Source organism: Winogradskyella epiphytica (genome assembly GCF_003217215.1).
Classification (GTDB): Bacteria; Bacteroidota; Bacteroidia; order Flavobacteriales; family Flavobacteriaceae; genus Winogradskyella; species Winogradskyella epiphytica.
Genome location: NZ_QJTD01000004.1, coordinates 62,755 through 87,997 on the forward strand (window position 1 = coordinate 62,755; position 25,243 = coordinate 87,997).

Genomic DNA, 25,243 nt, shown 5'->3' on the forward strand with positions numbered 1-25,243 from the left:
AAGTGAAAAAAAGAAAAAATAGTGAAGCCGTTTTTCCTTTTGAGTTTTAAAAGGGTTTTACATTAGAATTGATATTATATCTTCAAAATATTGGGGCAATTCTTTAAAATTGACGGAAAAACTGATTTTTTCAAAAATATACTATGCGTGCATAGTAAAATTTGAATTATTATATTTATATTCGTGCTTAGAAAAAAGACGTTTAAAATAAATCATTTTTTATGAAGATATTAGTATGTATTAGTCATGTACCTGATACAACATCGAAGATTAATTTTACAGAAGGAGATTCTAAATTTGACACTAATGGTGTTCAATATGTTATTAATCCTAATGATGAATTTGGTCTAACTCGTGCCATGTGGTTCAAAGAAAAACAAGGAGCAAGTGTAGATGTTGTAAATGTTGGTGGTGCAGAAACAGAACCAACTTTAAGAAAAGCTTTAGCGATTGGTGCAGATAATGCCATTAGAGTAAATACACCTGCGACTGATGGTTTTTCAGTGGCGAAGCAGTTAGCAAAAGTTGTTAAAGATGGTGGATACGATTTAGTGATTGCTGGAAGAGAGTCTATTGATTATAATGGAGGAATGGTACCAGGAATGTTAGCAAGTATGATTGATGCTAATTTTGTTGCGAACTGTATAAACCTAGAAGTTGATGGAACTAATGCAAAAGCCGTTAGAGAAATTGATGGTGGAAAGGAGACGGTATCTACGTCATTACCATTAGTTATAGCTGGGCAAAAAGGTCTAGTTGAAGAGAGTGATCTTCGAATTCCAAATATGAGAGGTATCATGATGGCCCGTAAGAAACCTTTAAAGGTTGTAGAGCCAACAGATGTTACTGCTGAAACGAAAGCGGTTAGTTTTGAAAAACCAGCTCCAAAAGGTGCGGTTAAATTAGTAGATGCAGATAATCTTGATGAATTAGTGAATCTACTTCATAACGAAGCTAAGGTGATTTAATTGACGATTAAATCGTTCCGGAGGTGTTTCGGAATTTCATATAGTTAAAGGAAATATTAATAAGTTCCTGACTGGAGCTCAGGAAAATTTATAAATAAAAATTTATGTCAATTCTAGTATATACAGAATCAGAAAAAGGAAAGTTAAAGAAAACAGCTCTAGAAGTTGTCTCTTATGCTAAGGCCATTGCAGACCAAATGGGAACAACGGTTACAGCTGTTGCAGTTAACGCAGATAATGCTGAGAGCTTAGGAAACTATGGTGCAGCTAAAGTACTTTCAGTAAAAAACGATGCGTTAAACAAATTTAATGCAAAAGCATATGCGGCTGTAATTGAACAAGCAGCAAAACAAGAGGGCGCTAAAGTAGTTGTGGTAAGCTCAAGTGCAGATAGTAAATATTTAGCACCATTATTGGCTGTTGGATTAGAAGCAGGTTATGTTTCTAACGTGGTTGAAGCGCCATCTAGTACGTCTCCATTCGTTGTTAAACGTTCGGTATTTACAAATAAAGCTTTCGCTAATACTGAAATCACTACAGATGTGAAGGTTGTTGGTTTATCTAATAACTCATTCGGATTAGTAGAATCAGGTGGAACAGCTTCAGTTGAAGACTTTTCTCCTTCGTTACCAGACTCTGGTGTAACTGTAGAATCAGTTGATAAAGCTACGGATAAAGTAAGTATTGCTGATGCGGAAATTGTTGTGTCTGGTGGTAGAGGTCTTAAAGGTCCTGAAAACTGGGGAATGATTGAAGAGCTTGCAGAAGTTTTAGGTGCAGCAACAGCTTGTTCTAAACCGGTTTCAGATTTAGGTTGGAGACCACATAGTGAGCACGTTGGACAAACAGGAAAACCTGTAGCTTCTAACCTTTATATTGCTATTGGTATTTCTGGTGCTATTCAACATTTAGCAGGAATCAACTCATCTAAAGTTAAAGTGGTCATTAATACAGATCCTGAAGCTCCTTTTTTCAAGGCAGCCGATTACGGAGTTGTAGGTGATGCATTCGAGGTTGTACCAAAATTAATCGAAAAATTGAAAGCTTTTAAAGCTCAAAACGCATAATTTTATTACCTTGTAATACGATTATAATAGTTTAAAAGTAATAGTAATGTCAGTTTGAGCGCAGTTGAAGATCTTTAGTTTTGCTTTTGTAGCATTTCTACTGCGCTCATAACGACATTTTTTATTTATAGTCACTTTTTAGACTTTAAAAAAAATAAGAACTATTTTAAGTTTCTATGAGTTGCCCGCGTTTTATCGAAACTATGCGGAAATAAGCCAAATCTGAATAAAGCAGTTGGTAAATTGTAAATTTAAGTTGTTCTTTGTGTTTTATAAATTATGAGTTTAGTTCGTTTAAATATCAAAGGCATTTCTTATAGCCAAACACAAAATGGTGCCTATGCTTTAATACTCAATGAAGTAGATGGTGACCGAAAACTTCCAATTGTAATTGGGGCTTTCGAGGCACAGTCTATTGCTATAGCATTAGAAAAAGAAATTCGCCCACCACGACCACTTACCCATGATTTATTTAAAAATTTTGCCGATCGATTTGATATTGTCGTAAAGCAAGTGATTATTCATAAACTAGTTGATGGCGTTTTTTACTCGAGCTTAATTTGCGAACGAGATAAAATAGAAGAAATTATTGATGCCAGAACTAGTGACGCCATTGCATTAGCGCTCCGTTTTAAAGCGCCAATATTTACTTATAAAAATATATTAGATAAAGCAGGAATCTATCTTAAAGTCAACCCTAAGAAGGAAGACGAAGAACAAGATAGCATCCTTGTCGATGACCTTATTGTAGATGAAATTGAAGCTGCTACAACCGAACAAGAAGGCTACAAAGACAAAACTATAGAAGAACTAAATAAGCTTTTAGATGACGCTGTTAACAATGAAGACTACGAAACAGCTGCCAAAATAAGAGACGAAATTTCTAAACGCTAACTAACACCTCCTTTTCATGAATCAGTTTATCAAGATTTTTCTTGCTATTTTCATTGCGCTTTCATCAATTACAGCACAAGAACTTGAAAAACCTCAGAATGATTCTATACCTGCTGAAGCTGTAAAAGAAATTTCTACACAAGAACAGCCCAAAAAGAAAAAGGATTTAAAGATTAATAATTGGCAATTATCGGAACATATTGTTTACGAAAGTTACCCAGATAGCATACAAGGGCATAACGACTTTGTTAAGGGAAAAGAGTTTCTTAATCTAAATAGAAATGGCCAGTATTCTTCAATTCTTAATAATAGCTTTAGTAAGGGAATTTGGCTTCAAAACAATAACTTATTAGTATTTAAACAAAAAGCACCTACAGTTGTCGATGTTTATTATGAAGTGATAAAACAAGATGATTCTACTTTAATACTGAAGAAGAATGATGCCGTATTTACGTTTGTATCGGAAGATCACCCAAACTTTATAGTTCAAGAAAAGTTTCATGATGTTATTATTGCAAGTGAAGGTTTTACTTTTAATAGTTTATGGCGTGGAGCTATTGGGATGGTTTCTTTAATATTCATCGCTTTTTTATTCAGCAGTAATCGCAAAGGGATAAATTGGAAGACTGTTGGAATTGGATTAGCCTTTCAACTTATAATAGCTATTGGAGTTCTACGAGTAGAATTCATAAAAAATGCCTTCGAAGGAATTGGACAGGTTTTTATTAATATTTTAGATTTTACTAGAGCAGGAAGTGAATTCTTATTTAGTGGTGTAATGGATGTCACCTCTTATGGTTTCATTTTTGCATTTCAAGTTCTACCAACCATTATTTTCTTCTCTGCATTAACGTCTTTGCTGTTTTACTTAGGCATTATTCAGAGAGTTGTAAAGGCAATGGCTTGGTTATTATCAAAGTCATTGAAGATTTCAGGAGCCGAAAGTCTAAGTGTGGCAGGTAATATATTTTTAGGTCAAACGGAAGCCCCTTTACTTATTAAGGCCTATTTAGATAAAATGAATAAATCTGAAATTCTCCTTGTTATGATTGGTGGAATGGCGACTGTTGCAGGTGCTGTTTTAGCCGCGTATATAGGGTTTTTAGGAGGTGATGATGCTGAATTACGATTATTCTATGCGAAGCATTTATTAGCGGCATCGGTAATGGCAGCTCCAGGAGCAATTGTAATTTCAAAAATATTATTTCCGCAAACCGAGGATGTCAACACAGATGTTACCGTTTCTCAGGAGAAAATAGGAGCAAATATTCTAGATGCGATAGCAAATGGTACTACAGAAGGTTTAAGATTAGCTGTAAATGTAGGAGCGATGCTTCTTGTATTTGTTGCTTTCATTGCTATGATTAATGGTATGCTTGGATGGATTGGTGAGGTAACAACGTTAAATGGATGGATGGCAGCCAACACACCTTATCCAAGTTTTTCACTCGAAGCTATTTTGGGAACTGTATTTGCACCGTTAATGTGGTTGATTGGAGTTGCTACAGAAGATATTATGATGATGGGACAACTTCTAGGTATTAAATTAGCCGCATCGGAATTTGTTGGGTATATTCAATTAGCAGATTTGAAAAATGCCGCAAATGCAACGCACCTTACATACGAAAAGTCTATAATTATGGCAACGTATATGTTGTGTGGTTTTGCCAATTTTGCATCTATAGGTATTCAAATAGGAGGTATAGGGTCATTAGCACCAGGACAACGTACACAATTGTCTAAATTTGGTATGAAAGCTTTAATAGGTGGTACACTGGCATCTCTAATTTCTGCTACTATTGCAGGAATGATCATAGGATAAAAGATTCCTTTAGATCCACAAACTGTAACATACTTAGAATTCGTTTTCTCAATATTTTATTTCAGAATAATAGACGTTAATAACTTTTCATATCTGTTTCGAGAATTCTTGAAGCATTATATAGCAATTAGTTAAATTCGTTCCTGATTTTTATTATAGCTCACTAGCATCTAATTTCAAGTGACTTATAGTATGTAATTTTAGTTTAATTAAAAGAGATTCCTACGCTTGTAGGTAGTAGACATGAAGCAGTATCACGACTTAGTAAAGCACGTTTTAGAACAAGGTAACGATAAAGGAGATAGAACAGGTACAGGAACCAAAAGTGTTTTTGGCTATCAAATGCGTTTCGATTTAAGCGAAGGCTTCCCTATGGTGACGACTAAAAAAGTTCACTTAAAATCCATCATTTACGAACTGTTGTGGTTCTTAAAAGGTGATACTAATATTAATTACTTAACAGAGAATGGTGTTAGAATTTGGAATGAGTGGGCTGATGAGAATGGCGATCTTGGGCCTGTTTATGGTCATCAATGGAGAAACTGGGCAAGTGAAGATATCGATCAAATAAAAGAAGTCATCGATACTTTAAAGAATAATCCAAATAGCAGACGAATGTTAGTTTCTGCATGGAATCCTTCAATATTACCGGATACCTCAAAATCTTTTTCAGAAAATGTAGCTAATGGTAAAGCGGCTTTACCACCATGTCATGCTTTCTTTCAATTTTATGTTTCTAATGGAAAGTTGTCTTGCCAGCTTTACCAGCGTAGTGCTGATATCTTTTTAGGCGTTCCTTTCAATATTGCGTCTTACGCTTTATTTACGATGATGATGGCTCAAGTTTGCGGATACGAGGCTGGGGATTTTATTCACACATTTGGAGATGCGCATATTTATAACAATCATAAAGAGCAATTAGAATTACAACTATCTCGGGAAATTCGACCATTACCTAAAATGATTTTGAATCCAGAAGTAAAGGATATTTTCGACTTTAAGTTTGAAGACTTTACCTTAGTTGATTATAATCCGCATCCACATATTAAAGGCGTAGTTGCTGTCTAAACAATTTATATGAAATATTCTTTTCTTGTTTTTATTGTTGTCTTAAGTTTTAGCTTAAAGGCACAACAAGAAACATTTACCCTCACGGAATTAGATTCCATAACTACAAAGAATTCTAAACGTGATAAAGCATCAGGGATTAGAGAAAAGGATAGTTTGAATTTCGAAATTGTTGAATCTGTTCCGGTTTACAAAGGTTGTGAAAACGAAATCAGAAATAAAAATAAGAAGGAATGTATGAATGAAAAAGTCGCTGACTTTTTCAAGAAGAACTTTGACACAACGCTACCTAAGGATTCAAAAGTTCCATCCGGAAAAATTAGAATATTCGTAACATTTATAGTTAATGAAGAGGGCAAAGTTGTAGAGGGAATAGCCAATGGTCCGGATACACATTTCGAAAATGAAGCCATTCGTGTATTAAATTTACTGCCTAAGTTAACACCAGGTTATTATAAGGGAGAACCTATAAGGTTTCCTTTCTCACTACCTCTAGTTGCGGTTGTTGAAAATGAAAACTTGGACCTGATCAATACTACTTACCCTGTTTACAGAGGTTGTTCGAAAGATTTGAGTTATCAGGAAACGAAAAGTTGTACTACAGAAAAGATAATGGATTATATTAGAGTTAGTTTCGATTATGAGCTAGCGGAAAGGGTCTTCCCAACAGAAATATCTACGAAGTTCCTTGTCGAGTTTACAATTAACGATAAAGGTAAAACAGAACAAATCAATGTTAAGGCACATCATAAAGCGATTGCGATAGATGTCATAAACCTTATAAAACGAATGCCTAAGTTTAAGGTGCCAGGTTCTAAAGATGGTAAACCTACTTCTACAAAATTTAGTGTCTTAATGACCATTCGACTATTGAGTTAGACATAACTAACATCTTTCTTTTTCTATTTAAGAATTAAAGAGCATATTTTAATTCTAAAAAATAATCTTTTAAATAATTATTAACTATTTAATAATCAATTGGTTCGATTAAAATTTCTACCTTTAACTCATTAATCAACACTAAATTAGATGAGTCAATTGTTCATAGATCAGGTTAGGGCAATTGTGTTAGACAATTTATCAAATGATAAATTTGGCGCTAAAGAACTTGCGTCTAAATTAGGGTTAAGTACTTCACAAACTTTACGAAAAGTAAAAGCGGCTTCAAATAAATCTGTTAACCAATATATCCGGGAATTACGTTTAGAAAACGCTGCTAAACTTATAAAAAAAACGGATGACACCATAGCTGAAATTTCTTATAAAGTGGGATTTGGTAGTCCGTCATATTTTAATAAAGCTTTTGTTAAATATTACGGTATTGCTCCGGGGGAGTATAAAACTAAAAGCCTAAAATTGAGTGACCTTAAGCCTAATGAGGTCACGTACAAAACTCGCCCCTTACTGTCTAAGAAAAATATATTTTATAGTATAGCACTTATGCTCATGGCAGTAGTCATGTTTTTTGTTATCACTAACTCCCTTTCCAATAAAAGTCCTCTTCAAAATTCTATAGCTGTTTTACCATTTAAAGATTTAAGTCCTGTTGACACTCAGTGGTTCTGTGATGGTGTTTCAGAGAATATCTTACATTCTCTTGCCCAAATTAAAGGACTATCCGTCACTTCATTTACATCTTCTTCTACCTTTAGAGATTCAGATAAACAAATCCCTCAAATTGCTAAAGAATTAGGAGTCTCTTATATCTTGGAAGGTAGTGTAGTAATGCATGATGGTAAAATTAAAATACTAACACAGCTTATTGACGCTAACGACCAACATGTGTGGTCTAAAGAGTATAATGATGATTTTGAAAACATAATTGATGTTCAAAATAATGTTGCACAAGAGATTATGAAGCAGCTAGAGATTACTTTAAGTCCGGAAGAATCAAAAACATTAAAACACTACCCAACAGAAAATATGGAAGCCTACAATTTACATATGGAAGGGCGTTTAATAAACGAAAGTATGAGATGGGAGGATTTACAAAAGAATATAGAGTATAATAAAAGTGCAGTATTATTAGATTCAAATTTTGTTGATGCTTATACAGAGGTGGCAACTTCAAATATGTTGTTAGCTATTACTAGAGATGTAAGCGCAAATCATAAATGGGCTAAAGAAGCTATTACTTATGCAGATAAGGCATTAGAAATTAATCCAAAATCAGCAAGAGCTTATGCCGTCAAGGCAAGAATGTTTTTAGGGAATGACTGGGATAAATCAAAAGAGTATTTTCAAAAAGCTATAAATCTAAATCCTAATGATGCTGAAACTCATTATTGGTATGCCTTTTACTCTCTTCGCTCTGATGATCCGGATATTAAAAAAGCATTACAGCATGCAACAATTGCAGTTAAGTTAAGTCCATTTTCTGGGGTGTTTGCAGAAAGATATATTTGGACTTTGATGTTAAACAAGAAATATGATGATGCAGAGGATTATATGAATGACTATGGATTTCTCCTGTCGGAACAAAGTGATTTTATTTTAAAAACAAGATTGATGTCCCTTAAAACCGAAAGCTGGGCCACTGCATTTTCATGGACCCTAGATAGGCTTAAACGTGAGCCGGAAAATGCTTTTTTACATAGATGGGCATCTGCAGGTTACGAGCAAATAGCTCAAGATATTAATCAGTCCCTTATTCATGCCAAGAAAGCTTATGAATTAGACCATAAGTATTTTCATAACTATTTTTATCTATTAGTAAATAATAAATTTTTTAAGGAGGCGGAAATTCAAATGCAGACTGAAGAATTTTTAAATCTTCCAAGTGCTCAACAATTTTATTATAGTTGGATGTATAACTACTACAAAGGCAATTATTATGAAGCTTTAAAAATCATTAAGAATAATCCTGATTTATTTGGATACTCAGAACAGTCTAAAACTTATGCACAGCTCGGAGATATAACTAAAGTAGATAGTGTAAATAAGTTATTTTATTTCTATGGAGAACACAAAAATCAATGGAAAGCAGAAGTTCAGGCTATCTTAAAGAAAGAGGATTCTATGTACTATTACCTTGATAAAACCAAATTTGCTTTCACCGGGACAGTTATTGCAGTATGTGCAAGTAGGGATTTGGCACCATATAGAAATGAAGAAAGGTTTAAGGCTCTACTTAAAGATCACTTTATTCCTTACACACCAACTTTTGAAGACATTGTTACTCCTTTGTAAGTTCTATATTCTCTTAGAATAAATTAAGAGGTATTAAAACAGCAACATAATTCCAATATTTATTTAAGTTTCAAACTAATCGTGAAACTTCTAGCTATTAGGGTGATTAAAAATATGGAATGCTTAATAATTTCAATTGTCTGCGGAACATGAACTAGGAAACGCAAGTTTTATACAAGTCGAAATACCATGGTTTAAGTAATTTGGTAATAGTTATAAATCATATAAATTCTTAACATCATGGAAACATTTAAAACAACATTCGCACAATTAGTATCTTTAAGAAAACAGGTATTCTTAATCATACTAACTTTATTAATCTTTAGTTGTAGTCCAGAAGACGCTGATCTAATTTCGGAGAGCGAGACTGAGGCTCAATTTCAAAATGAAACACTATTTACTGTATCAACTGTAATTTCAGAAGATAATCTTTACGGAAATGGTCAAGAAGGGATCAATGATCATAATTATTTGATTACAAATGATGACAAATGGGTTAGACTTATGCATCAATTAAATACAGTTAATAATGTTACTAGTACATTTACAGAAACCGATATCGATTTCAATGAGTTTCAGGTGATTGCTGTCTTTGATGACATTCAGGAAAGCAGTGGTCATCACGTCAACTTAGAGGTAGATTGGAATGAAGACAACATTACAGTAAATGTTATTAAACAAGGTCCTCAAGGGATTGCATCTTCGGTAATTACACAACCTTTTCAAATTATAAAGATACCAGTATCTAGTTTACCTATACAATTTGAAGAAATACATACCACCAATTAAATGGTTTTATAACCACACGGTAAAGAAGTCTATTCAATAAATCCCAATTGCTTTGTTTACCGAGATTAAAAAATGATTTCCTTGATCATGAATTTGAATAAAAAAGCATCTAATCTAATTGGATGCTTTTTTTAATATAAAATGTTAGATGAAATTATTTCATTCTTCCGTAGCATAAAGTTGTAGTAAACATATAAATAACTTGAATGCTGAAATCGTATATGATTCTGCTTAAAATGAGCAAGGTATAGCTTATATTCTACACGGCTAGATATCATGGTTTGAGTACTTTAGTGTGAATAGAAATGACTTTATGTCAATAGTTATTAATCATATAAATACTTAAATCATGGAAACATTTATAACAACACTCATTCAATTAGTATCACTCATTAAATTGATATTAATAATCTCACCACTACTATTTTTTCTTAATTGTAGTCCCGAGGATTCTGTACTTCAAGATAATAATGAGGTTCAGACTTATTTACCAATTCAATCATTGTACACAACGTCTAGCTTAATTGCAGAAAATAACCTTTATGGAAATGGGCAAGAAGGTATTAATGAAGAGCATTATTTAATTACATCTAATGATACTTGGATAAGACTGATGCATCAGTTAAATACAGTTAATGATGTAACGAGTACTTTTACCGAAACAAATATCGATTTCAATGAATTTCAGGTCATTGCCGTATTTGATGAGATTCAAAATAGCGGAGGTCATAGAGTTAATATGGAATTACTTTGGAATGAGGATAATATTTCGGTTAGAGTTATAAAAACAGGTCCAGAAGGAAATGCTACATCTGTAATAACTCAACCTTTTCAAATTATTAAAATTCCAACAAGTAACTTGCCAATTGTATTTGATCATGTACATACAACAAGATTATAATGATTAGATCATATGGCTTACCCACTTAAAACCCAAAAGAATTTAAACTATAAAATATCATTTCTATTTTGTTTACCTAATATGAAAATATGGTTTCCTTGATCATTATTCTAAGCATAAAAAAGCATCTAAAATCTTAGGTGCTTTTTTTTTAGAATACAATTATCTAACTTTTCCTGACTATTACTTCTGCACTGACATTTAATAATAGGTAAGGCTTATAAACTTCATTGTTTTGCTGAAAATAAACAAGTGATGGCGTGATTAGAACAACGTTCAATCTCCTAGTTTATGTACTTTGGACTTAGAGAAATTGACATAGTGTCAAACTCTATTAATCTTATAAATACATAGAATCATGGAAACTATTAAAAGAACATTTAAACAGTTAGTATTATTAAAAAAACTGATATTAATAATTTTGCCAGCACTGATTATTATTAGTTGTAGCCCGGAGGATAACGGAAGCACAGCCGATCAATCTTCTCAGACGCTCTTGCCAATTGAATCGTTTTATACTCAAACAAGTTTAATTGCAGAAGGTAGTTTATACGGGATTGTTCAGGAGGCTATCCAACAACAGAACATTAGAATAACTGATGAAAACACATGGATTAGATTATTACATCAATTAGATGCAGTTAACAGTGTTTCTGAATCGTTTACCGAAACAGATATTGATTTTAATGAGTTTGAAGTTATAGCTGTTTTTGATGAAGTTCAAGACTCAGGCGATCATAGTGTAGAGTTAGAATTCGAGTTGAGCGATGATTTTATCTTGGTGAAAATTAATAAGAAACAACCGGAAGCACACTTTTCTACAGTTAAATCGCAACCTTATAACATTGTAAAAATACCATCAACTGGTTTACCAATTGTATTTAGAAATGTAGGTATTGTTAATGATTAGACAATTAGTAAATACGGCAAAAGCCAAGCAATTAAATTACCCTATAAGAATCAAAATGTTAATCTCCTATTCTCATTTTGCCTATTTATTTGAAAATGGTTTCCTTGATCATAAACATAAAAGTATAAAAGCATCACGATATAAATCTGATGCTTTTTTCATTTTAATTAAACATTGATATAGAGTTTTATGCAATGCTTAAATCTTGTACTGTTCTGCCTATAATATACAAGGTATAGCATGAAAAGTATAAGAGTATTTATGATGGTTTGAGTACTTTGTAGATGGTAGAAAAGACAATTTATCTACTGTTATTAATCAATTAAACTCTCAAAATTATGGAAAACAATAAAGCGACTTTCGCACATTTCAAATTACTAAAAAAATGGATGGTGTTTTTTATACCTGTATTACTGACCTTTAGCTGCTCTTTAGATGATGATGGACTTGCTACAGAAAATATAGTTGAATCGAATACTTCTTTTGAATCAACGAATTATGTCCCATATGTTCTTAGTTATGATTATGTGTCGTACAACATTGGGCAGGACAACTTATATGGCGCTGGACTGGAGGGGTTTCAAGAGGGAAATATTATAATTAAAGACCCAAGTTCCTGGATTGGACTTATGAATCAAATGGATTTGTTTACAGACGTTACGCAGCAATTTTCAGAGACTGATATCAATTTCGAACAGTTTCTAGTGGTGGCTGTATTTGATCATCTATATAATAGCACAGGTCAAAAAATTCATTTGGAAGTAGAATACAATTCGGATAATATTATTGTGAGTATTATAAAGTCAAGAAGACAGGGTAGAGAAACCTATATAACAACCCAACCTTTTCAAATTTTAAAAATACCATTAACTAATTTGCCCATTGTATTTCACCATAGAATTTCCAAATAGACTATGGAGAATTTCTCAACTAAATTTTTTCATATTAGGGAATATTTGAATTATATAATTTTAAAGAAAGGTATCTAATTTTAGCAAGATGCTTTTTTATTTATCTAATAAAATTAGGAATTCACTTTTAATTATTCCGAGAAATTTTATAAATCTAAAAAAATGAAAACTGTAAGAATCTCTTTAGACATATTGTAAAAAACGAGTATCTTTATCCTATTAAATTACCAATATGTTCGGGAAGAAAAAACAAGTTACAGGAATAGATAAGGACCAATTAGAGCTGATTGAAAATGCTCAAAGACGTATTAAACAAAAGAAAAGATTATATATTCATTTTGTAATCTTTTTAATTGGAGCTGTATTCTTAATCGTAGCCAATACTGTTTTAGGTATTGCTCAAGACTTTAAAATAGCTGGGATAGATTGGTTTGTGTACGCTATTTTTGCGTGGTTATTTCTATTTATTTATCACTTTGTTAGTGTATTTATCACTAATAAATTTATGGGTAAAGATTGGGAAAAACAGCAGCTAGAAAAGTTAGTGAGTCAACAGCAAGAACGCATTGATAAACTCAAACAAAACCTACAGAAAGAAGAAACTAAAATAGCCGAGTCTCAAACTAAGGCAGAATTAGCAGCAAATCCTGCTTCTTCTGAAAAAAAAAAGTCTAGAGAGTTAACAATTATTGTCGCTGCTGGTGAGGACAATGCTATAGGTAAGGATAACGACTTAATTTGGCACTTAACAGACGATCTTAAGCGCTTTAAGTCGTTAACTAGTGGGCATCATATAATAATGGGAAGAAAGACTTTTGAAAGCTTTCCTAAACCACTTCCTAATAGAACACATGTTGTTATTACAAGACAAAACGATTATAAAGCGCCTGATGGCGTTATTGTGGTTCATTCCCTAACAGATGCTTTAGATGCTGCGAGACACGATAAACAACCTTTTATTATAGGAGGAGGGGAGATTTATAAACAATCTTTGGCTATCGCAGATAAAATTGAAATGACTCGCGTTCATGCTAGTTTTGATAATGCAGACACCTTTTTTCCTGATATAGATTCTTCTAAATGGTATGAAGTAAATAAATCCACACATCAGGTTGATGAAAATCACGCTTATGCTTTTTCTTTTATCACCTATTTGAAGAAATAATAGGAAATGATTTAAAATAAAACACCCTAACAAGATTATTGTTAGGGTGCTTTTATATATTTCATTCTGAAGTCAATTTAGACTTAGATTCCAAATTCCTTTTTTACTTGGTCTACATAATCTAATTCTTCCCAAGTGAATAATTCAACATCTAAAGTTATTGGATCACCATAAGGTCTATCAAATGTTTTCGTAACAACTTCATGTTTTCTACCCATATGGCCATAAGCTGCAGTTTCGCTATACATAGGCTGACGTAATTTTAAACGTTTTTCAATAGCCGCAGGTTTCATATCGAATATTTTTTCAACCGTTTTAGCTATTTCACCATCGGTTAAGTTAAATGGGCAAGTACCATAAGTGTCAATAAAGATACCCATTGGTTCTGCTACACCAATCGCGTAAGATACTTGAACCAAAACTTGATCACATAAGCCAGCAGCAACTAAATTTTTAGCAATATGTCTAGTAGCATAAGCCGCACTTCTATCAACCTTACTTGGATCTTTTCCTGAAAATGCACCTCCGCCATGAGCGCCTTTTCCACCGTAAGTATCAACAATAATCTTACGACCAGTTAACCCTGTGTCGCCATGAGGTCCACCAATCACAAATTTCCCTGTTGGGTTAATATGGTATTTGATATCATCACTAAATAAGTGTTGAATATGTTCTGGTAATTTAGCAATTACTCTTGGAATTAGAATTTCAGTAATGTCCTTTCTAATTTTAGCCAACATTTCGTCTTCAGCAGCTTTAATATCTTCTGGAGATTTCGATTTTGGTAGAACAAACTCATCGTGTTGCGTGGAAACTACAATAGCTTCAATACGCTCTGGTATATTGTCGTCACTATATTCAATAGTTACTTGACTTTTAGAATCTGGACGTAAATACGTTATTTCCTTATTTTCACGACGTAAATCAGCTAATTCTATTAAAATTCTATGTGATAAGTCTAAAGCTAAAGGCATATAGTTGTCAGTCTCGTTGGTCGCATAACCAAACATCATTCCTTGATCGCCTGCACCTTGCTCTTCTTTACTCGCTTTATCAACACCTCGATTAATGTCTTCGGATTGTTCGTGAATAGCTGAAAGGACACCACAAGAATTCCCATCAAACATATAGGCACTTTTAGTGTAGCCTATTTTGTTAATAGTGTCTCTGGCAATCTTTTGAACATCGAGATAAGTATCTGATTTCACCTCGCCAGCAAGAATAACCTGCCCTGTAGTTACTAATGTTTCACAAGCTACCTTAGACTCTGGGTCAAAAGCTAGGAAGTTATCAATTAAAGCATCACTAATTTGATCTGCTACTTTGTCCGGATGGCCTTCAGAAACACTTTCCGAAGTAAATAAATATGGCATAAATCCTATAGTTTAGATTATAGTTATTATGAAAAATTTGAGATTGCGGGTCGCTAGAGAAGTACAAAACTTACTGCTTTAGCATTTTTTTAATCCCAAAACGATATTGGAATCTGCTAATCGTTTGAGCGAAAAGCATAGAGGTTGCAATCAGACAAATTTTTCCTCTTAAATATTAAGATTACAAAAGTAGAAAAATTAAATGGAATAAAATTTAATATATGAATTAAGTTATGTTACCAAGTAAATTAATAAAGGATTATTTTAATATAAATCATGTGGTTAGCTACATAATTCGATAACCTTTTGTTAGACTTTAAATAACATCTAAAGAGATAGATAGTGAGATATTTGTAACGAACATTAATCAGAATAAAACATGAAAATAAGTAATAAGTATAAATCAGATTTTAGGTTCGTTGTGCAAATTATTGCATTGACCGTTGTTTCATTATTAGCCACATTGCTAGTGTAGCTATTTAAGTTAGTCTAATACTAATTAATGATTATTTTTGCGCTTCAATAATTGAGGATGCGAAAATTTCTAAGTACTATTTTAATATTTACCTCTGTGGCTATCTATGCTCAAGAGGCTGGATATAAGTCGTACATCGATTTCAATTATTTTGGAGGTAATATTGCACTTCACAACAACAGCATATTACACTTAATTACAGGTCATCCAGAAGGATTTATAATTAGTTATAACAAAAAGACTTTTGGGCATGACGCTTGGGAGCAGCGCTTTAATTATCCAGATTATGGTGCTTCGTTCGTATTTCAAGATTTAAAAAACCATCGGTTAGGAAACAATTATGGTCTATACGCCCATTATAATTTCTATTTTTTCAAAAGAAATGTCATGTTGCGTTTAGCACAGGGCTTGTCATATAATACAAACCCTTATGATAAGATGGATAATCCGAAAAATGTAGCTTTTGGTTCTCGTCTTTTAAGTTCTACCTACCTCATGCTTAATTATAAGAAAGATAGGTGGTTTGATCGTTTTGGTTTTCAAGCGGGCTTATCTTTAATTCATTATTCAAACGCTAATGTTAAAGCACCAAATACTAGTGTAAATACAATTGCGCTTAATGTTGGTCTAACCTATCATTTAGACACAGAAGATCTTGATTTTATAGTTGATGAAAATAATGAGAAGTTCACTGAAAATATCAAGTATAACTTAGCATTTAGATCAGGAATTAATCAAAGTGATGTTATTGGAAGTGGGCAATTTCCGTTTTACATCGTTTCAGCTTATGCCGATAAACGTTTAAGTGCAACAAGTGCCATTCAGTTCGGTGCAGACGTATTTTTCTCTGAGTTTTTAAAAGAATTAATCTATTATCAATCCGTGTCTTTCCCAGAAGAGAATGTAAGTGGGGACGAAGACTACAAACGTGTAGGATTATTTGCTGGTCATGAATTATTTATTAATAAGATGTCTGTTGTCACACAACTCGGGTATTATGTCTATTATCCATTCGATTTTGAAGGGCGAACTTATATCAGAGTGGGTTTAAAACGTTATTTTGGAGATAAACTTTTCGGTGCCATAACCCTTAAATCACATGGTGCTAAAGCTGAGGCCGTAGAATTTGGAGTCGGTGTAAGATTATGAAAAAACTAATTTATATATATGTCTTGTTAGTAGTTGCGTGCAACAGTGAAGACGCTAACGATTGTTTTCAAACCTCAGGAAATATTATTCAGCGTGAAGTTCAGGTTTCTAATTTTGAACGAATTCTTGTTCATAGAGACGTCCAATTAACTATTAAAGAAGCGCCTAATTATAAGGTGACGATTGAAACTGGTCAGAACCTTATGAATGATGTTCATGCTGAAGTCATTGGAAATCGATTAATTTTAACAGATAACAATACTTGTAATTACTTGCGGGATTATGGTATTACAAAAATTATGGTCGAAGCTCCCAACCTTACAGAAATAAGAACGTCCTCACAATATGAAATAGTCTCTGACGGAACTCTAAACTATGATTCTTTAACTCTGTTTTCGGAAGATTATGCGGAAAACACTGATTTTACGGTAGGGGACTTTCGACTTTCCATCAATTCCGAAACCCTAAATATTACAGCGAACAACTTATCATTCTTTTATATCGATGGTGAAGTTGAGCGACTTTATGTCGGTTTTTTTGCTGGTGCCGGACGTTTTGAAGGTGAAAATCTAATCGCTCAGATTGTTAATGTTTCTCATCGTGGTGCGAACGATGTAATTGTAAATCCACAGCAGTCTTTAACAGGAGAGCTTAGAGGAACTGGAAACCTAATATCCGTAGACCAACCGCCTATAGTAGATGTAGAGCAAATTTACACTGGTCGTTTATTGTTTCAATAAGAAAATACAGGTTTTAGTTTGAGGTCAATTCTCTAAACAAACTTTCTAAACTTGCATTTTTCTGGTTTAACTGAAGGATTTTTAATTCGTTATCATGTGCAAAATCAAATACATGAGAACGCATGTCTTCTTTAGTTGAGAAGGTGATTTCGTATATAAAATCGTGGGTGTTCGTTACAGACACAACCTTTGGAAGTTTTAATAAAAAGGCATCTTCAACACGATAGTCAAATTCAACAATTACTACTTGTTCTTGACCATCTCTTAAGTCTTTTAAATACTTATCGGCAACTATTTCTCCCTTGTTTATAATAATCACTCGATCACACATGGCTTCAACCTCTTGCATAATATGTGTGGAAAGAAAAACAGTTTTTTCCTTACCAATAGTTCTAATCAGGTTTCTAATATCTACTAATTGATTTGGGTCTAAACCAGTTGTTGGTTCGTCTAAAATAAGTACTTCTGGATTGTGTAATAAAGCATTTGCCAAACCAACACGTTGTCTATAACCTTTTGAAAGTTGGCCAATTTTTTTATGCGCTTCAGGCTTTAGGCCTGTTAGTTGAATCACTTCGTCTATTCGTGATTTAGGTGTACCATAAACGCCTGCATTAAAATTCAAATATTCTTTAACATACAAATCGGTGTAAAGTGGATTGTGTTCTGGTAAATAGCCCACAGAACTCTGAACGTTTTTCTTGTCGGTAGACACATTAAAGCCGTTGACACTTGCAGAGCCTTCAGAAGCCTCAATATACGTGGTTAAGATTTTCATCATAGTCGATTTCCCGGCGCCATTTGGACCTAAGAAACCCACAATTTCGGCATCTTTTACCTTAAAAGACACATTGTTTAGTGCCTTTTGATCTTTATAAAGTTTAGTGATATTTTGAACTTCAATAGACATAGAAAAATAAATTTATTCAAAAATAGGTAATTCCAAATATTGAACAGCTATTATTGTTTAATCTTTAAACGGAGAGGATTCTTTTTAAAAATCCTTTTCCACAATTTTGATTTGTAAAAATATTACTTACTTTAGCTTTATAATTAAGATATTCCACGCAAGTGGATTCACAGTATGAACATATTTAGAGCATATTATTACTCGTTTTATTTCTTTTATAGTTAAAGGAACGGGACTTAATATGTTTTATTTAAAATATAATTTTTAAAGGTCTCGATATTATCGGGACCTTTTTTATGCTATAAACTCGAAGATTCAATGCTGAAAATCATTAGGATTAGGATATTCGTAGAATGTAAAAATGTCAGATTATGATTAAAGTGGCCAATCGGTTAAATAAAGTTGAAGAATACTACTTTTCTAAGAAGTTGAAAGAGGTTGCATTTTTAAAATCACAAGGTAAACCAATAATTAATTTAGGGGTTGGAAGTCCGGATTTAGAGCCTCCTTTTAAAGCATCAATGCAACTTCAAGACAGTTTGTTAGATGAAGGAGCACACGCATATCAAAGTTATCAGGGTTTGCCAGAATTAAGAGATGAAATTTCAAAATTTTATAAAAAACATTATAAAGTTAATATTAGCTCCCAAACGGAAGTCTTACCTTTAATGGGAAGTAAGGAAGGTATTATGCATATTTCTATGGCATTTTTAAACAAAGGTGATAAAGTGTTAATTCCTAATCCTGGTTATCCAACCTATGCTTCTGTGACTAAATTATTGGAAGCAAAACCAATTCCTTATGACCTTAAAGAAGAGAACAACTGGCTTCCCGATTTTACGACTCTAGAACGACTAGATTTAAAACGGGTGAAAATTATGTGGATAAATTACCCGCATATGCCAACTGGTAGTAATGCCGATAATAAGTTCTATGATGAGGTTATCGCTTTTGGAAAACGACATGGTATTTTAATCGTTAACGATAATCCCTATAGTTTTATTCTCAATGATAAACCGAATAGTATTTTAAGATATAGAGGAGCGAAAGATGTGTGTTTGGAGTTGAATTCATTGAGTAAAACTTTTAATCTTTCAGGATGGCGTGTAGGGATGCTTGTTGGTAATTATGATTTTTTAAATGCTGTATTACGAGTGAAAAGTAATATGGACTCCGGAATGTTTTATGGAATTCAGAAAGGGGCAATAGAGGCTTTAAAATGTTCTGATATGTGGTTTAAAAGCTTGAATAGTGTGTACAGAGAAAGACAAGCTTTAATTTGGGAATTGGCCGAGCGATTAAATTGCACTTACGATGAACATGCAACTGGACTCTTCGTTTGGGCAAAATTACCTGAACATGTAAAATCTGAGGAGTTTTCAGATATGGTTCTAAAAGAACACTCCATATTCGTTGCACCAGGAACGGTTTTTGGAACAAATGGAGAAGGGTATGTTAGGTTTTCCTTATGTGCTACTGAAGAGGATATTAAAGAGGCGTTAGCACGGGTTTAGAATAAAACCTCTCAAAAGATTTTAAGAAATGAATAATATATTTATAATAGGAGTAGGGTTAATTGGAGGGAGTTTTGCTTTAGACATAAAAACCTTATATCCAAAAAGCACAATATTCGGAATAGATAAAAACGATTCGAATTTAGATGAAGCCATTCAGTTGGGGTTTATTGATAAAAAAGCAAATTTTGACGATTTAGGTTCTGCGGAATTCGTCATTTTAGCCATTCCTGTAGATGCTACCTTAAATATTCTACCACAAGTTTTAGATCAAGTTTCTGATACCGCTATTGTCATTGATACAGGTTCTACAAAAGAAGATATTTGTTTGAAGGTGAAAGATCATCCGAAACGTAGAAATTATTTAGCAGCCCATCCTATTGCAGGAACGGAGTTTTCAGGGCCGAAGGCGGCGATTCAAAATTTATATAAAAACAAAACTAATATTATTTGTGAAGTTGAAGAAACGGCCTTCAAACTTCAAGAAAAAGCATTGAAATTGTTTTCAGACTTAGGAATGCGTATAAGATACATGAATCCAAAAGCACACGATAAACATATCGCTTATGTTTCACACTTATCACATATCAGTTCGTTTATGTTAGGAAAAACTGTGATAGATAAAGAGAGAAATGAACGTGATATTTTTGATATGGCAGGGAGTGGATTTGCAAGTACAGTGCGATTGGCGAAGAGTTCACCTGCCATGTGGACTCCGATTTTTGAGCAAAACAAAACCAATGTTATTGAAACTTTAGACGAGTATATTAGTAATCTAATTCATTTTAAACGACTAATGGAAAATGATGATTTTGAAGCTGTTTTTAATGAAATGGTAAAAACAAATCATATTAAAGAGATATTAAACGGAATACAATAGTAGTTAAGACTTTAATCAAGTATGGAAAATAAGAAAGAAATGAGAACATGGTTAGATGATATGAAATTAGATCATCCATTAGTGATTGCTGGACCATGCAGTGCAGAAACGGAAGAGCAAGTATTAAAAATTGCTCATGAACTAAAAGATACTGATGTTAATTACTATAGAGCAGGAATTTGGAAACCAAGAACTCGTCCAGGAAATTTTGAAGGTGTCGGTGCTTTAGGCTTAAATTGGTTACAAAAAGTAAAAGCTGAAACTGGTTTAAAAACGGCCACTGAAGTTGCGAATAGAACTCATGTAGAATTAGCTTTAGAACACGATATCGATTTATTATGGATTGGAGCACGTTCTACGGTAAGTCCATTTATAATGCAGGAAATTGCAGATGCCTTAAAAGGAACCGATAAAATTGTATTAGTTAAAAATCCCGTGAATCCAGATTTGGCATTGTGGTTAGGAGGCATTGAAAGAATGTATTCTGCAGGAATAAAAAACTTAGGCGCCATTCATAGAGGGTTTTCAACTTATGAAAAATCGAAATATAGAAACATTCCAGAGTGGCAGTTAGCAATCGAATTTCAGAATGGATTTCCTGATTTACCTTTAATTAATGACCCTTCTCATATCACGGGAAAACGAGATATGATTTTTGATGTATCTCAAACTGCATTAGATCTTAATTTTGATGGTTTAATGATAGAAACCCATTACGATCCGGATAATGCGTGGAGTGATGCTGCACAGCAAGTCACCCCAAAACGATTAATCCAGATAATGAAGGATTTAAAAATCAGAAAAGAATCTGATCCTGAAGCAGAATATAATACGTCTTTAAATAATCTAAGAGCACAGATTGATGTTGTAGACAATCAAATCATTGAATTATTAGGAAAACGAATGAAAGTTGCCGACGGTATTGGAGCTCTTAAAAAGCAGAAAAATGTGGCCGTTCTGCAAAATAGACGATGGAATGAAATTTTAGGAAAAATGGTATTAGAAGGTGAAGAAAGAGGTTTAAGTGAAGAGTTTATTCTTCGCATGTTTAAGGCTATTCACCAAGAGTCAATTAATCATCAGGAAAAAGTTATAAATAGTTAAAAAAAGCTCGCAAATTATGCGAGCTTTTTTATGTGTTAATGACAATTGTCACCTTTTGAAGTAATGTCAACAGTTAAATTTGTTATCAATCAAATTAACTGCTATGTCATTTAAATACATCCTTCTTATTGGTTTAATATTCTATGTTGTAAACGCTCATGCACAATTAACTATTGATGCAGATATTAGACCGCGTTTTGAATATCGTCACGGATTTGCTAATCTATTTCCAAATGACGCAGAACCAGCAGCATTCGTTGTGCAACGTTCCCGACTTAACCTCAATTATCAAATGGAAAAACTCACAATGATGATGAGCTTTCAAGATGTAAGTGTTTGGGGAGATACCAAACAGGTTGATGCTACAGATAGCAATAATTCCTTCTCACTTTTCCAAGCTTGGGTAGATTATCAATTTCATGAAAATTGGTCAACCAAATTAGGGCGCCAAGTTATCTCTTATGACGACCAACGAATTTTTGGCGGATTAGATTGGGCTATGCAGGGGCGATTCCATGATGCGGCATTACTTCGCTACAAAAAAGGAAGTTTCAAAGCAGATTTAGGATTTGCTTTTAGTCAAGAAGGACAAGCTACAGATGGAAATGCGTATTATTTACATGGTGCATTTACTTATAAAACTATGCAGTATGCCTACCTAAAAAAGAATTGGAATAAGACTTCTGCAAGTTTTTTAGTGCTAAACACAGGATTTCAAGACTTTAAGGGACTAAATAATGATATTCCTGATGGCGTATTCTATAGACAAACCATTGGTTCTCATATCACATTTCCAATCGATAAGATTAACTTTTTAGGATCGGTATATGTTCAAACTGGCAAGTCTAACGGAACGACAGATCTTAGTGCGTACAACTTAGCTTTAGAGGCTAATTACAAGCCAAGTAAAACTTTATTTGCCTTAGGTTTTGAAATGTTAAGCGGAACAAATCAAGACGGCGCATCTAAAAATAAATCATTCTTTCCACTTTATGGAACTAATCATAAGTTCAATGGATTTATGGATTATTTTTATGTGGGAAACCATGCCAATACTGTTGGCTTAAACGATTTGTATGCTAAGGCGGTTTTTACAACCGGAGAGAAATCTAATCTGTTAGCAAAAGTTCATTATTTTGCAGCTAATGCCGATTTGTTAAATGATGCCGACAGTTATTTAGGTACAGAGTTAGATTTGGTATTTACCCAACAACTCATGACAGCAGTAAAGCTAAATGTGGGATACTCTCATATGTTTGCTTCAGAAAGTATGAGTTTAATAAAAGGTGGCAGACCTCAAAATAATACCAATAATTGGGCTTGGGTGCAGTTTACAATTACTCCAACTTTGTTCACCACTAAAAATGATTAGCTATTGATGTATTTATTAAACAATAGTGTAATGTCTACAAGTTAGTTGGAGTCAAGGCGAGTAAAAGTTAGTTTAAAGGCATCTATTTAGGATTAAGATTTTTTAATAAGGTTATTTTAGTTAAAAATCGTTTCTTTGTTATTATAGGATAAATTTCATTAATGACAGGAACAGTATATAAATCTACAGGTAGTTGGTACACCGTAAAAACCTTAAATGGCAAATTTTACGAATGTAGGATAAAAGGTCGTTTTAGGTTAGATGGAATTAGAAGTACTAATCCAATTGCTGTTGGCGATATTGTGAATTTCGAATTAGAAACCAAAAATAATACCGAAACTGGTGTAATTCACGGAATAGAAGAACGCCGAAATTATATCGTCCGTAAATCAGTAAACCTTTCTAAGCAAACTCATATTATAGCTTCTAATATCGATCAGGTGTTTTTACTAGTAACTATCGATAATCCGCCTACATTTACCACTTTTATCGATCGTTTTTTAGTAACGGCAGAAGCTTATTCTATTAAAACAATTCTATTGTTTAATAAGGTAGATACTTATTCTGAAGAAACACTTTTAGAAGTCAAATATTTAGCTAGTATTTACAGAGCCATTGGTTACGAGTGTATTGGTATTTCTGCTGCAACAGGAAAAAATATTGATAAGGTCAAAGAGTTAATGGTAGGCAAGGTTAGTATGTTTGCCGGACACTCAGGCGTTGGTAAGTCAACTTTAGTAAATGCCATAGAACCTTCTTTAGATTTAAAAACAAAAGCCATTTCAGAGCAGCATATGCAAGGACAGCATACAACCACCTTTGCAGAGATGTTTGATTTAAGTTTCGATGCGAAAATTATTGATACACCAGGTATAAAAGGATTTGGTGTGGTTGATATAGAAAGAGAAGAAGTTGGCGATTATTTTCCTGAATTTTTTGCCTTAAAACAAGATTGTAAATTCAACAATTGTATTCATCTTAACGAACCTCAATGTGCAGTGAAAGATGCCTTAGAGAAGGACGAAGTGTCTTACTCTAGATATCGAAGTTATCTTCAAATTTTAGAAGGAGAAGATGAACATTATCGTACAGATAATTGGGATGAAATTCAATAAACTAAGCTTTCATTATTTGGAATAATAAATTTCAGACTCCTTAAAATTTTTATATTAGAATTAATTTGAAACGACTCCTTGTAGAATATGGGAGCACTAGGAATTTTATATTATGAGAATAGTAATACAACGTGTATCGGAAGCTTCAGTAGTTATTAATAAGGCTGAAGTCGCTTCGATTCAGAATGGCCTTTTAGTGTTATTAGGTGTTGAATCTGATGATACTAAAGAAGATATTGATTGGCTTTGTAATAAAATTGTAAACCTTCGCATATTTTCAGATGAGAATGATGTGATGAATATTTCATTAAAAGATTGCGACGGCGATATCATTGTAGTAAGCCAATTTACGCTTCATGCTAGTACTAAAAAAGGAAACAGGCCAAGCTATATAAAAGCAGCAAAACCAGATATTGCAATTCCACTTTATGAGCAATTTGTAGCTACTCTTCAAAATACTTTAGGCAAAACGGTTCAAACAGGTGAGTTTGGGGCAGATATGAAAGTTCACTTAGTCAATGACGGTCCAGTAACCATACTTATCGATTCAAAAAATAGAGAATAGTAGAGTTGTACTATTTTCATTTTATCTTCTATAACTTGTGTGATCTTAGACCTGATAAACACAATAGAAAAGTGGTGGTTTTTTTATACCTTTTGAAGATTCGATATATTTTTTCTAAAAGATTTATTAAGGTGTTTTCAAATGGAGTTAAGAGTTCTTTTCAGAATAGGGCATTTATGTAAACTTAAGCGGGTTAATATATGTTGGGATAGCTTGTCCTATAATTCTGCATTCGATTTAAGCTGTTAAGAAGTTAGTGAAATAGAGAGAGAGGTTGTTAATCGAAAATTTCTCTAGTTTCGAAAATCTGGATTAGAATTTATTTGGTGAATTAATATTCTTCTTTATATTGTATCCTTAAC

At 33.2% G+C, this 25,243-nt stretch carries 22 protein-coding genes; 20 read left to right on the forward strand and 2 right to left on the reverse strand.

Translation table 11 applies throughout. From position 1 onward, the window contains the following. The first annotated feature begins 221 nt into the window (after window positions 1-221). From DFQ11_RS10420 to DFQ11_RS10480, 12 genes are all read left to right on the forward strand, one after another. A complete protein-coding gene (locus tag DFQ11_RS10420; RefSeq protein WP_110475830.1) occupies window positions 222-968 on the forward strand; it encodes an electron transfer flavoprotein subunit beta/FixA family protein in 747 nt (248 codons plus the stop codon). 104 nt (window positions 969-1,072) lie between these two features. Continuing rightward, window positions 1,073-2,035 carry an electron transfer flavoprotein subunit alpha/FixB family protein gene (locus DFQ11_RS10425; RefSeq protein ID WP_110475831.1) on the forward strand — a complete coding sequence of 321 codons (963 nt, stop codon included), beginning with the start codon at window positions 1,073-1,075 and terminating at the stop codon, window positions 2,033-2,035. Window positions 2,036-2,314: 279 nt separating this feature from the next. Next, entirely contained in the window at window positions 2,315-2,929 is a 615-nt protein-coding gene (locus DFQ11_RS10430) for a bifunctional nuclease family protein (protein WP_110475832.1), read from the forward strand. Window positions 2,930-3,410: 481 nt separating this feature from the next. Next, on the forward strand, window positions 3,411-4,751 hold the full coding sequence (locus tag DFQ11_RS10435) for a NupC/NupG family nucleoside CNT transporter (RefSeq protein WP_229791285.1): 1,341 nt from the start codon (window positions 3,411-3,413) through the stop codon (window positions 4,749-4,751). A gap of 243 nt (window positions 4,752-4,994) precedes the next feature. Continuing rightward, on the forward strand, window positions 4,995-5,819 hold the full coding sequence (locus DFQ11_RS10440; RefSeq protein ID WP_110475833.1) for a thymidylate synthase: 825 nt from the start codon (window positions 4,995-4,997) through the stop codon (window positions 5,817-5,819). Window positions 5,820-5,828: 9 nt separating this feature from the next. Next, the gene (locus tag DFQ11_RS10445; protein WP_110475834.1) at window positions 5,829-6,698 is read left to right on the forward strand and encodes a hypothetical protein; all 870 of its coding nucleotides are present in this window, start codon (window positions 5,829-5,831) and stop codon (window positions 6,696-6,698) included. Window positions 6,699-6,848: 150 nt separating this feature from the next. Next, window positions 6,849-9,008: a helix-turn-helix domain-containing protein gene (locus DFQ11_RS10450; protein WP_110475835.1), complete on the forward strand. Its 2,160-nt coding sequence runs from the start codon at window positions 6,849-6,851 to the stop codon at window positions 9,006-9,008. A 240-nt stretch (window positions 9,009-9,248) separates the two neighbouring features. Continuing rightward, window positions 9,249-9,797, forward strand: a complete 549-nt coding sequence (locus DFQ11_RS10455; protein ID WP_110475836.1) for a protease complex subunit PrcB family protein — start codon at window positions 9,249-9,251, stop codon at window positions 9,795-9,797. A gap of 349 nt (window positions 9,798-10,146) precedes the next feature. Next, window positions 10,147-10,698 (forward strand): protease complex subunit PrcB family protein, encoded by a 552-nt coding sequence (locus DFQ11_RS10460; protein WP_110475837.1) that lies wholly within the window; start codon window positions 10,147-10,149, stop codon window positions 10,696-10,698. Between the two features lie 358 nt (window positions 10,699-11,056). Further along, window positions 11,057-11,608 (forward strand): protease complex subunit PrcB family protein, encoded by a 552-nt coding sequence (locus DFQ11_RS10465; RefSeq protein ID WP_110475838.1) that lies wholly within the window; start codon window positions 11,057-11,059, stop codon window positions 11,606-11,608. Window positions 11,609-11,946: 338 nt separating this feature from the next. Then, window positions 11,947-12,519: a hypothetical protein gene (locus DFQ11_RS10475; protein ID WP_110475840.1), complete on the forward strand. Its 573-nt coding sequence runs from the start codon at window positions 11,947-11,949 to the stop codon at window positions 12,517-12,519. 232 nt (window positions 12,520-12,751) lie between these two features. Beyond that, complete coding sequence (locus DFQ11_RS10480) at window positions 12,752-13,684, forward strand: dihydrofolate reductase (RefSeq protein ID WP_110475841.1); 933 nt, start codon at window positions 12,752-12,754, stop codon at window positions 13,682-13,684. An 83-nt stretch (window positions 13,685-13,767) separates the two neighbouring features. Here the strand turns inward: DFQ11_RS10480 and metK are convergent, their stop codons facing one another. Then, a complete protein-coding gene (gene metK, locus DFQ11_RS10485) occupies window positions 13,768-15,057 on the reverse strand; it encodes a methionine adenosyltransferase (RefSeq protein ID WP_110475842.1) in 1,290 nt (429 codons plus the stop codon). 532 nt (window positions 15,058-15,589) lie between these two features. Between metK and DFQ11_RS10490 the strand changes: the two genes are divergently transcribed. After that, entirely contained in the window at window positions 15,590-16,681 is a 1,092-nt protein-coding gene (locus tag DFQ11_RS10490) for an acyloxyacyl hydrolase (RefSeq protein ID WP_110475843.1), read from the forward strand. Further along, window positions 16,678-17,421 (forward strand): head GIN domain-containing protein, encoded by a 744-nt coding sequence (locus tag DFQ11_RS10495; protein ID WP_110475844.1) that lies wholly within the window; start codon window positions 16,678-16,680, stop codon window positions 17,419-17,421. Before DFQ11_RS10490 ends, DFQ11_RS10495 begins: the two co-directional genes overlap by 4 nt. A gap of 13 nt (window positions 17,422-17,434) precedes the next feature. Here DFQ11_RS10495 and gldA read toward each other — a convergent pair whose 3' ends face one another. Continuing rightward, complete coding sequence (gene gldA, locus DFQ11_RS10500; protein ID WP_110475845.1) at window positions 17,435-18,331, reverse strand: gliding motility-associated ABC transporter ATP-binding subunit GldA; 897 nt, start codon at window positions 18,329-18,331, stop codon at window positions 17,435-17,437. A gap of 371 nt (window positions 18,332-18,702) precedes the next feature. Between gldA and DFQ11_RS10505 the strand changes: the two genes are divergently transcribed. From DFQ11_RS10505 to dtd, 6 genes are all read left to right on the forward strand, one after another. Then, window positions 18,703-19,845, forward strand: a complete 1,143-nt coding sequence (locus tag DFQ11_RS10505; RefSeq protein ID WP_110475846.1) for a pyridoxal phosphate-dependent aminotransferase — start codon at window positions 18,703-18,705, stop codon at window positions 19,843-19,845. Window positions 19,846-19,873: 28 nt separating this feature from the next. Next, on the forward strand, window positions 19,874-20,725 hold the full coding sequence (locus tag DFQ11_RS10510; protein WP_110475847.1) for a prephenate dehydrogenase: 852 nt from the start codon (window positions 19,874-19,876) through the stop codon (window positions 20,723-20,725). A 21-nt stretch (window positions 20,726-20,746) separates the two neighbouring features. After that, window positions 20,747-21,829: a bifunctional 3-deoxy-7-phosphoheptulonate synthase/chorismate mutase type II gene (locus DFQ11_RS10515; RefSeq protein WP_110475848.1), complete on the forward strand. Its 1,083-nt coding sequence runs from the start codon at window positions 20,747-20,749 to the stop codon at window positions 21,827-21,829. 103 nt (window positions 21,830-21,932) lie between these two features. Then, window positions 21,933-23,201: an alginate export family protein gene (locus DFQ11_RS10520; RefSeq protein ID WP_110475917.1), complete on the forward strand. Its 1,269-nt coding sequence runs from the start codon at window positions 21,933-21,935 to the stop codon at window positions 23,199-23,201. Window positions 23,202-23,362: 161 nt separating this feature from the next. Next, window positions 23,363-24,316: a ribosome small subunit-dependent GTPase A gene (gene rsgA / locus DFQ11_RS10525; protein ID WP_110475849.1), complete on the forward strand. Its 954-nt coding sequence runs from the start codon at window positions 23,363-23,365 to the stop codon at window positions 24,314-24,316. A 112-nt stretch (window positions 24,317-24,428) separates the two neighbouring features. Beyond that, window positions 24,429-24,881 carry a D-aminoacyl-tRNA deacylase gene (gene dtd, locus DFQ11_RS10530; RefSeq protein WP_110475850.1) on the forward strand — a complete coding sequence of 151 codons (453 nt, stop codon included), beginning with the start codon at window positions 24,429-24,431 and terminating at the stop codon, window positions 24,879-24,881. The last annotated feature ends 362 nt before the right edge of the window (window positions 24,882-25,243 follow it).

Coding starts and splice junctions, on each gene's coding strand:
- DFQ11_RS10445 (WP_110475834.1), top strand. CDS start 5,829: ATGAAATATTCTTTTCTTGTTTTTATTGTTGTCTTAAGTTTTAGCTTA.
- DFQ11_RS10430 (WP_110475832.1), top strand. CDS start 2,315: ATGAGTTTAGTTCGTTTAAATATCAAAGGCATTTCTTATAGCCAAACA.
- gldA (WP_110475845.1), bottom strand. CDS start 18,331: ATGTCTATTGAAGTTCAAAATATCACTAAACTTTATAAAGATCAAAAG.
- DFQ11_RS10475 (WP_110475840.1), top strand. CDS start 11,947: ATGGAAAACAATAAAGCGACTTTCGCACATTTCAAATTACTAAAAAAA.
- DFQ11_RS10440 (WP_110475833.1), top strand. CDS start 4,995: ATGAAGCAGTATCACGACTTAGTAAAGCACGTTTTAGAACAAGGTAAC.
- DFQ11_RS10515 (WP_110475848.1), top strand. CDS start 20,747: ATGGAAAATAAGAAAGAAATGAGAACATGGTTAGATGATATGAAATTA.
- DFQ11_RS10510 (WP_110475847.1), top strand. CDS start 19,874: ATGAATAATATATTTATAATAGGAGTAGGGTTAATTGGAGGGAGTTTT.
- metK (WP_110475842.1), bottom strand. CDS start 15,057: ATGCCATATTTATTTACTTCGGAAAGTGTTTCTGAAGGCCATCCGGAC.
- dtd (WP_110475850.1), top strand. CDS start 24,429: ATGAGAATAGTAATACAACGTGTATCGGAAGCTTCAGTAGTTATTAAT.
- DFQ11_RS10425 (WP_110475831.1), top strand. CDS start 1,073: ATGTCAATTCTAGTATATACAGAATCAGAAAAAGGAAAGTTAAAGAAA.
- DFQ11_RS10420 (WP_110475830.1), top strand. CDS start 222: ATGAAGATATTAGTATGTATTAGTCATGTACCTGATACAACATCGAAG.
- DFQ11_RS10450 (WP_110475835.1), top strand. CDS start 6,849: ATGAGTCAATTGTTCATAGATCAGGTTAGGGCAATTGTGTTAGACAAT.
- DFQ11_RS10490 (WP_110475843.1), top strand. CDS start 15,590: ATGCGAAAATTTCTAAGTACTATTTTAATATTTACCTCTGTGGCTATC.
- DFQ11_RS10460 (WP_110475837.1), top strand. CDS start 10,147: ATGGAAACATTTATAACAACACTCATTCAATTAGTATCACTCATTAAA.
- DFQ11_RS10495 (WP_110475844.1), top strand. CDS start 16,678: ATGAAAAAACTAATTTATATATATGTCTTGTTAGTAGTTGCGTGCAAC.
- DFQ11_RS10480 (WP_110475841.1), top strand. CDS start 12,752: ATGTTCGGGAAGAAAAAACAAGTTACAGGAATAGATAAGGACCAATTA.
- DFQ11_RS10455 (WP_110475836.1), top strand. CDS start 9,249: ATGGAAACATTTAAAACAACATTCGCACAATTAGTATCTTTAAGAAAA.
- rsgA (WP_110475849.1), top strand. CDS start 23,363: ATGACAGGAACAGTATATAAATCTACAGGTAGTTGGTACACCGTAAAA.
- DFQ11_RS10520 (WP_110475917.1), top strand. CDS start 21,933: ATGTCATTTAAATACATCCTTCTTATTGGTTTAATATTCTATGTTGTA.
- DFQ11_RS10465 (WP_110475838.1), top strand. CDS start 11,057: ATGGAAACTATTAAAAGAACATTTAAACAGTTAGTATTATTAAAAAAA.
- DFQ11_RS10505 (WP_110475846.1), top strand. CDS start 18,703: ATGATTAAAGTGGCCAATCGGTTAAATAAAGTTGAAGAATACTACTTT.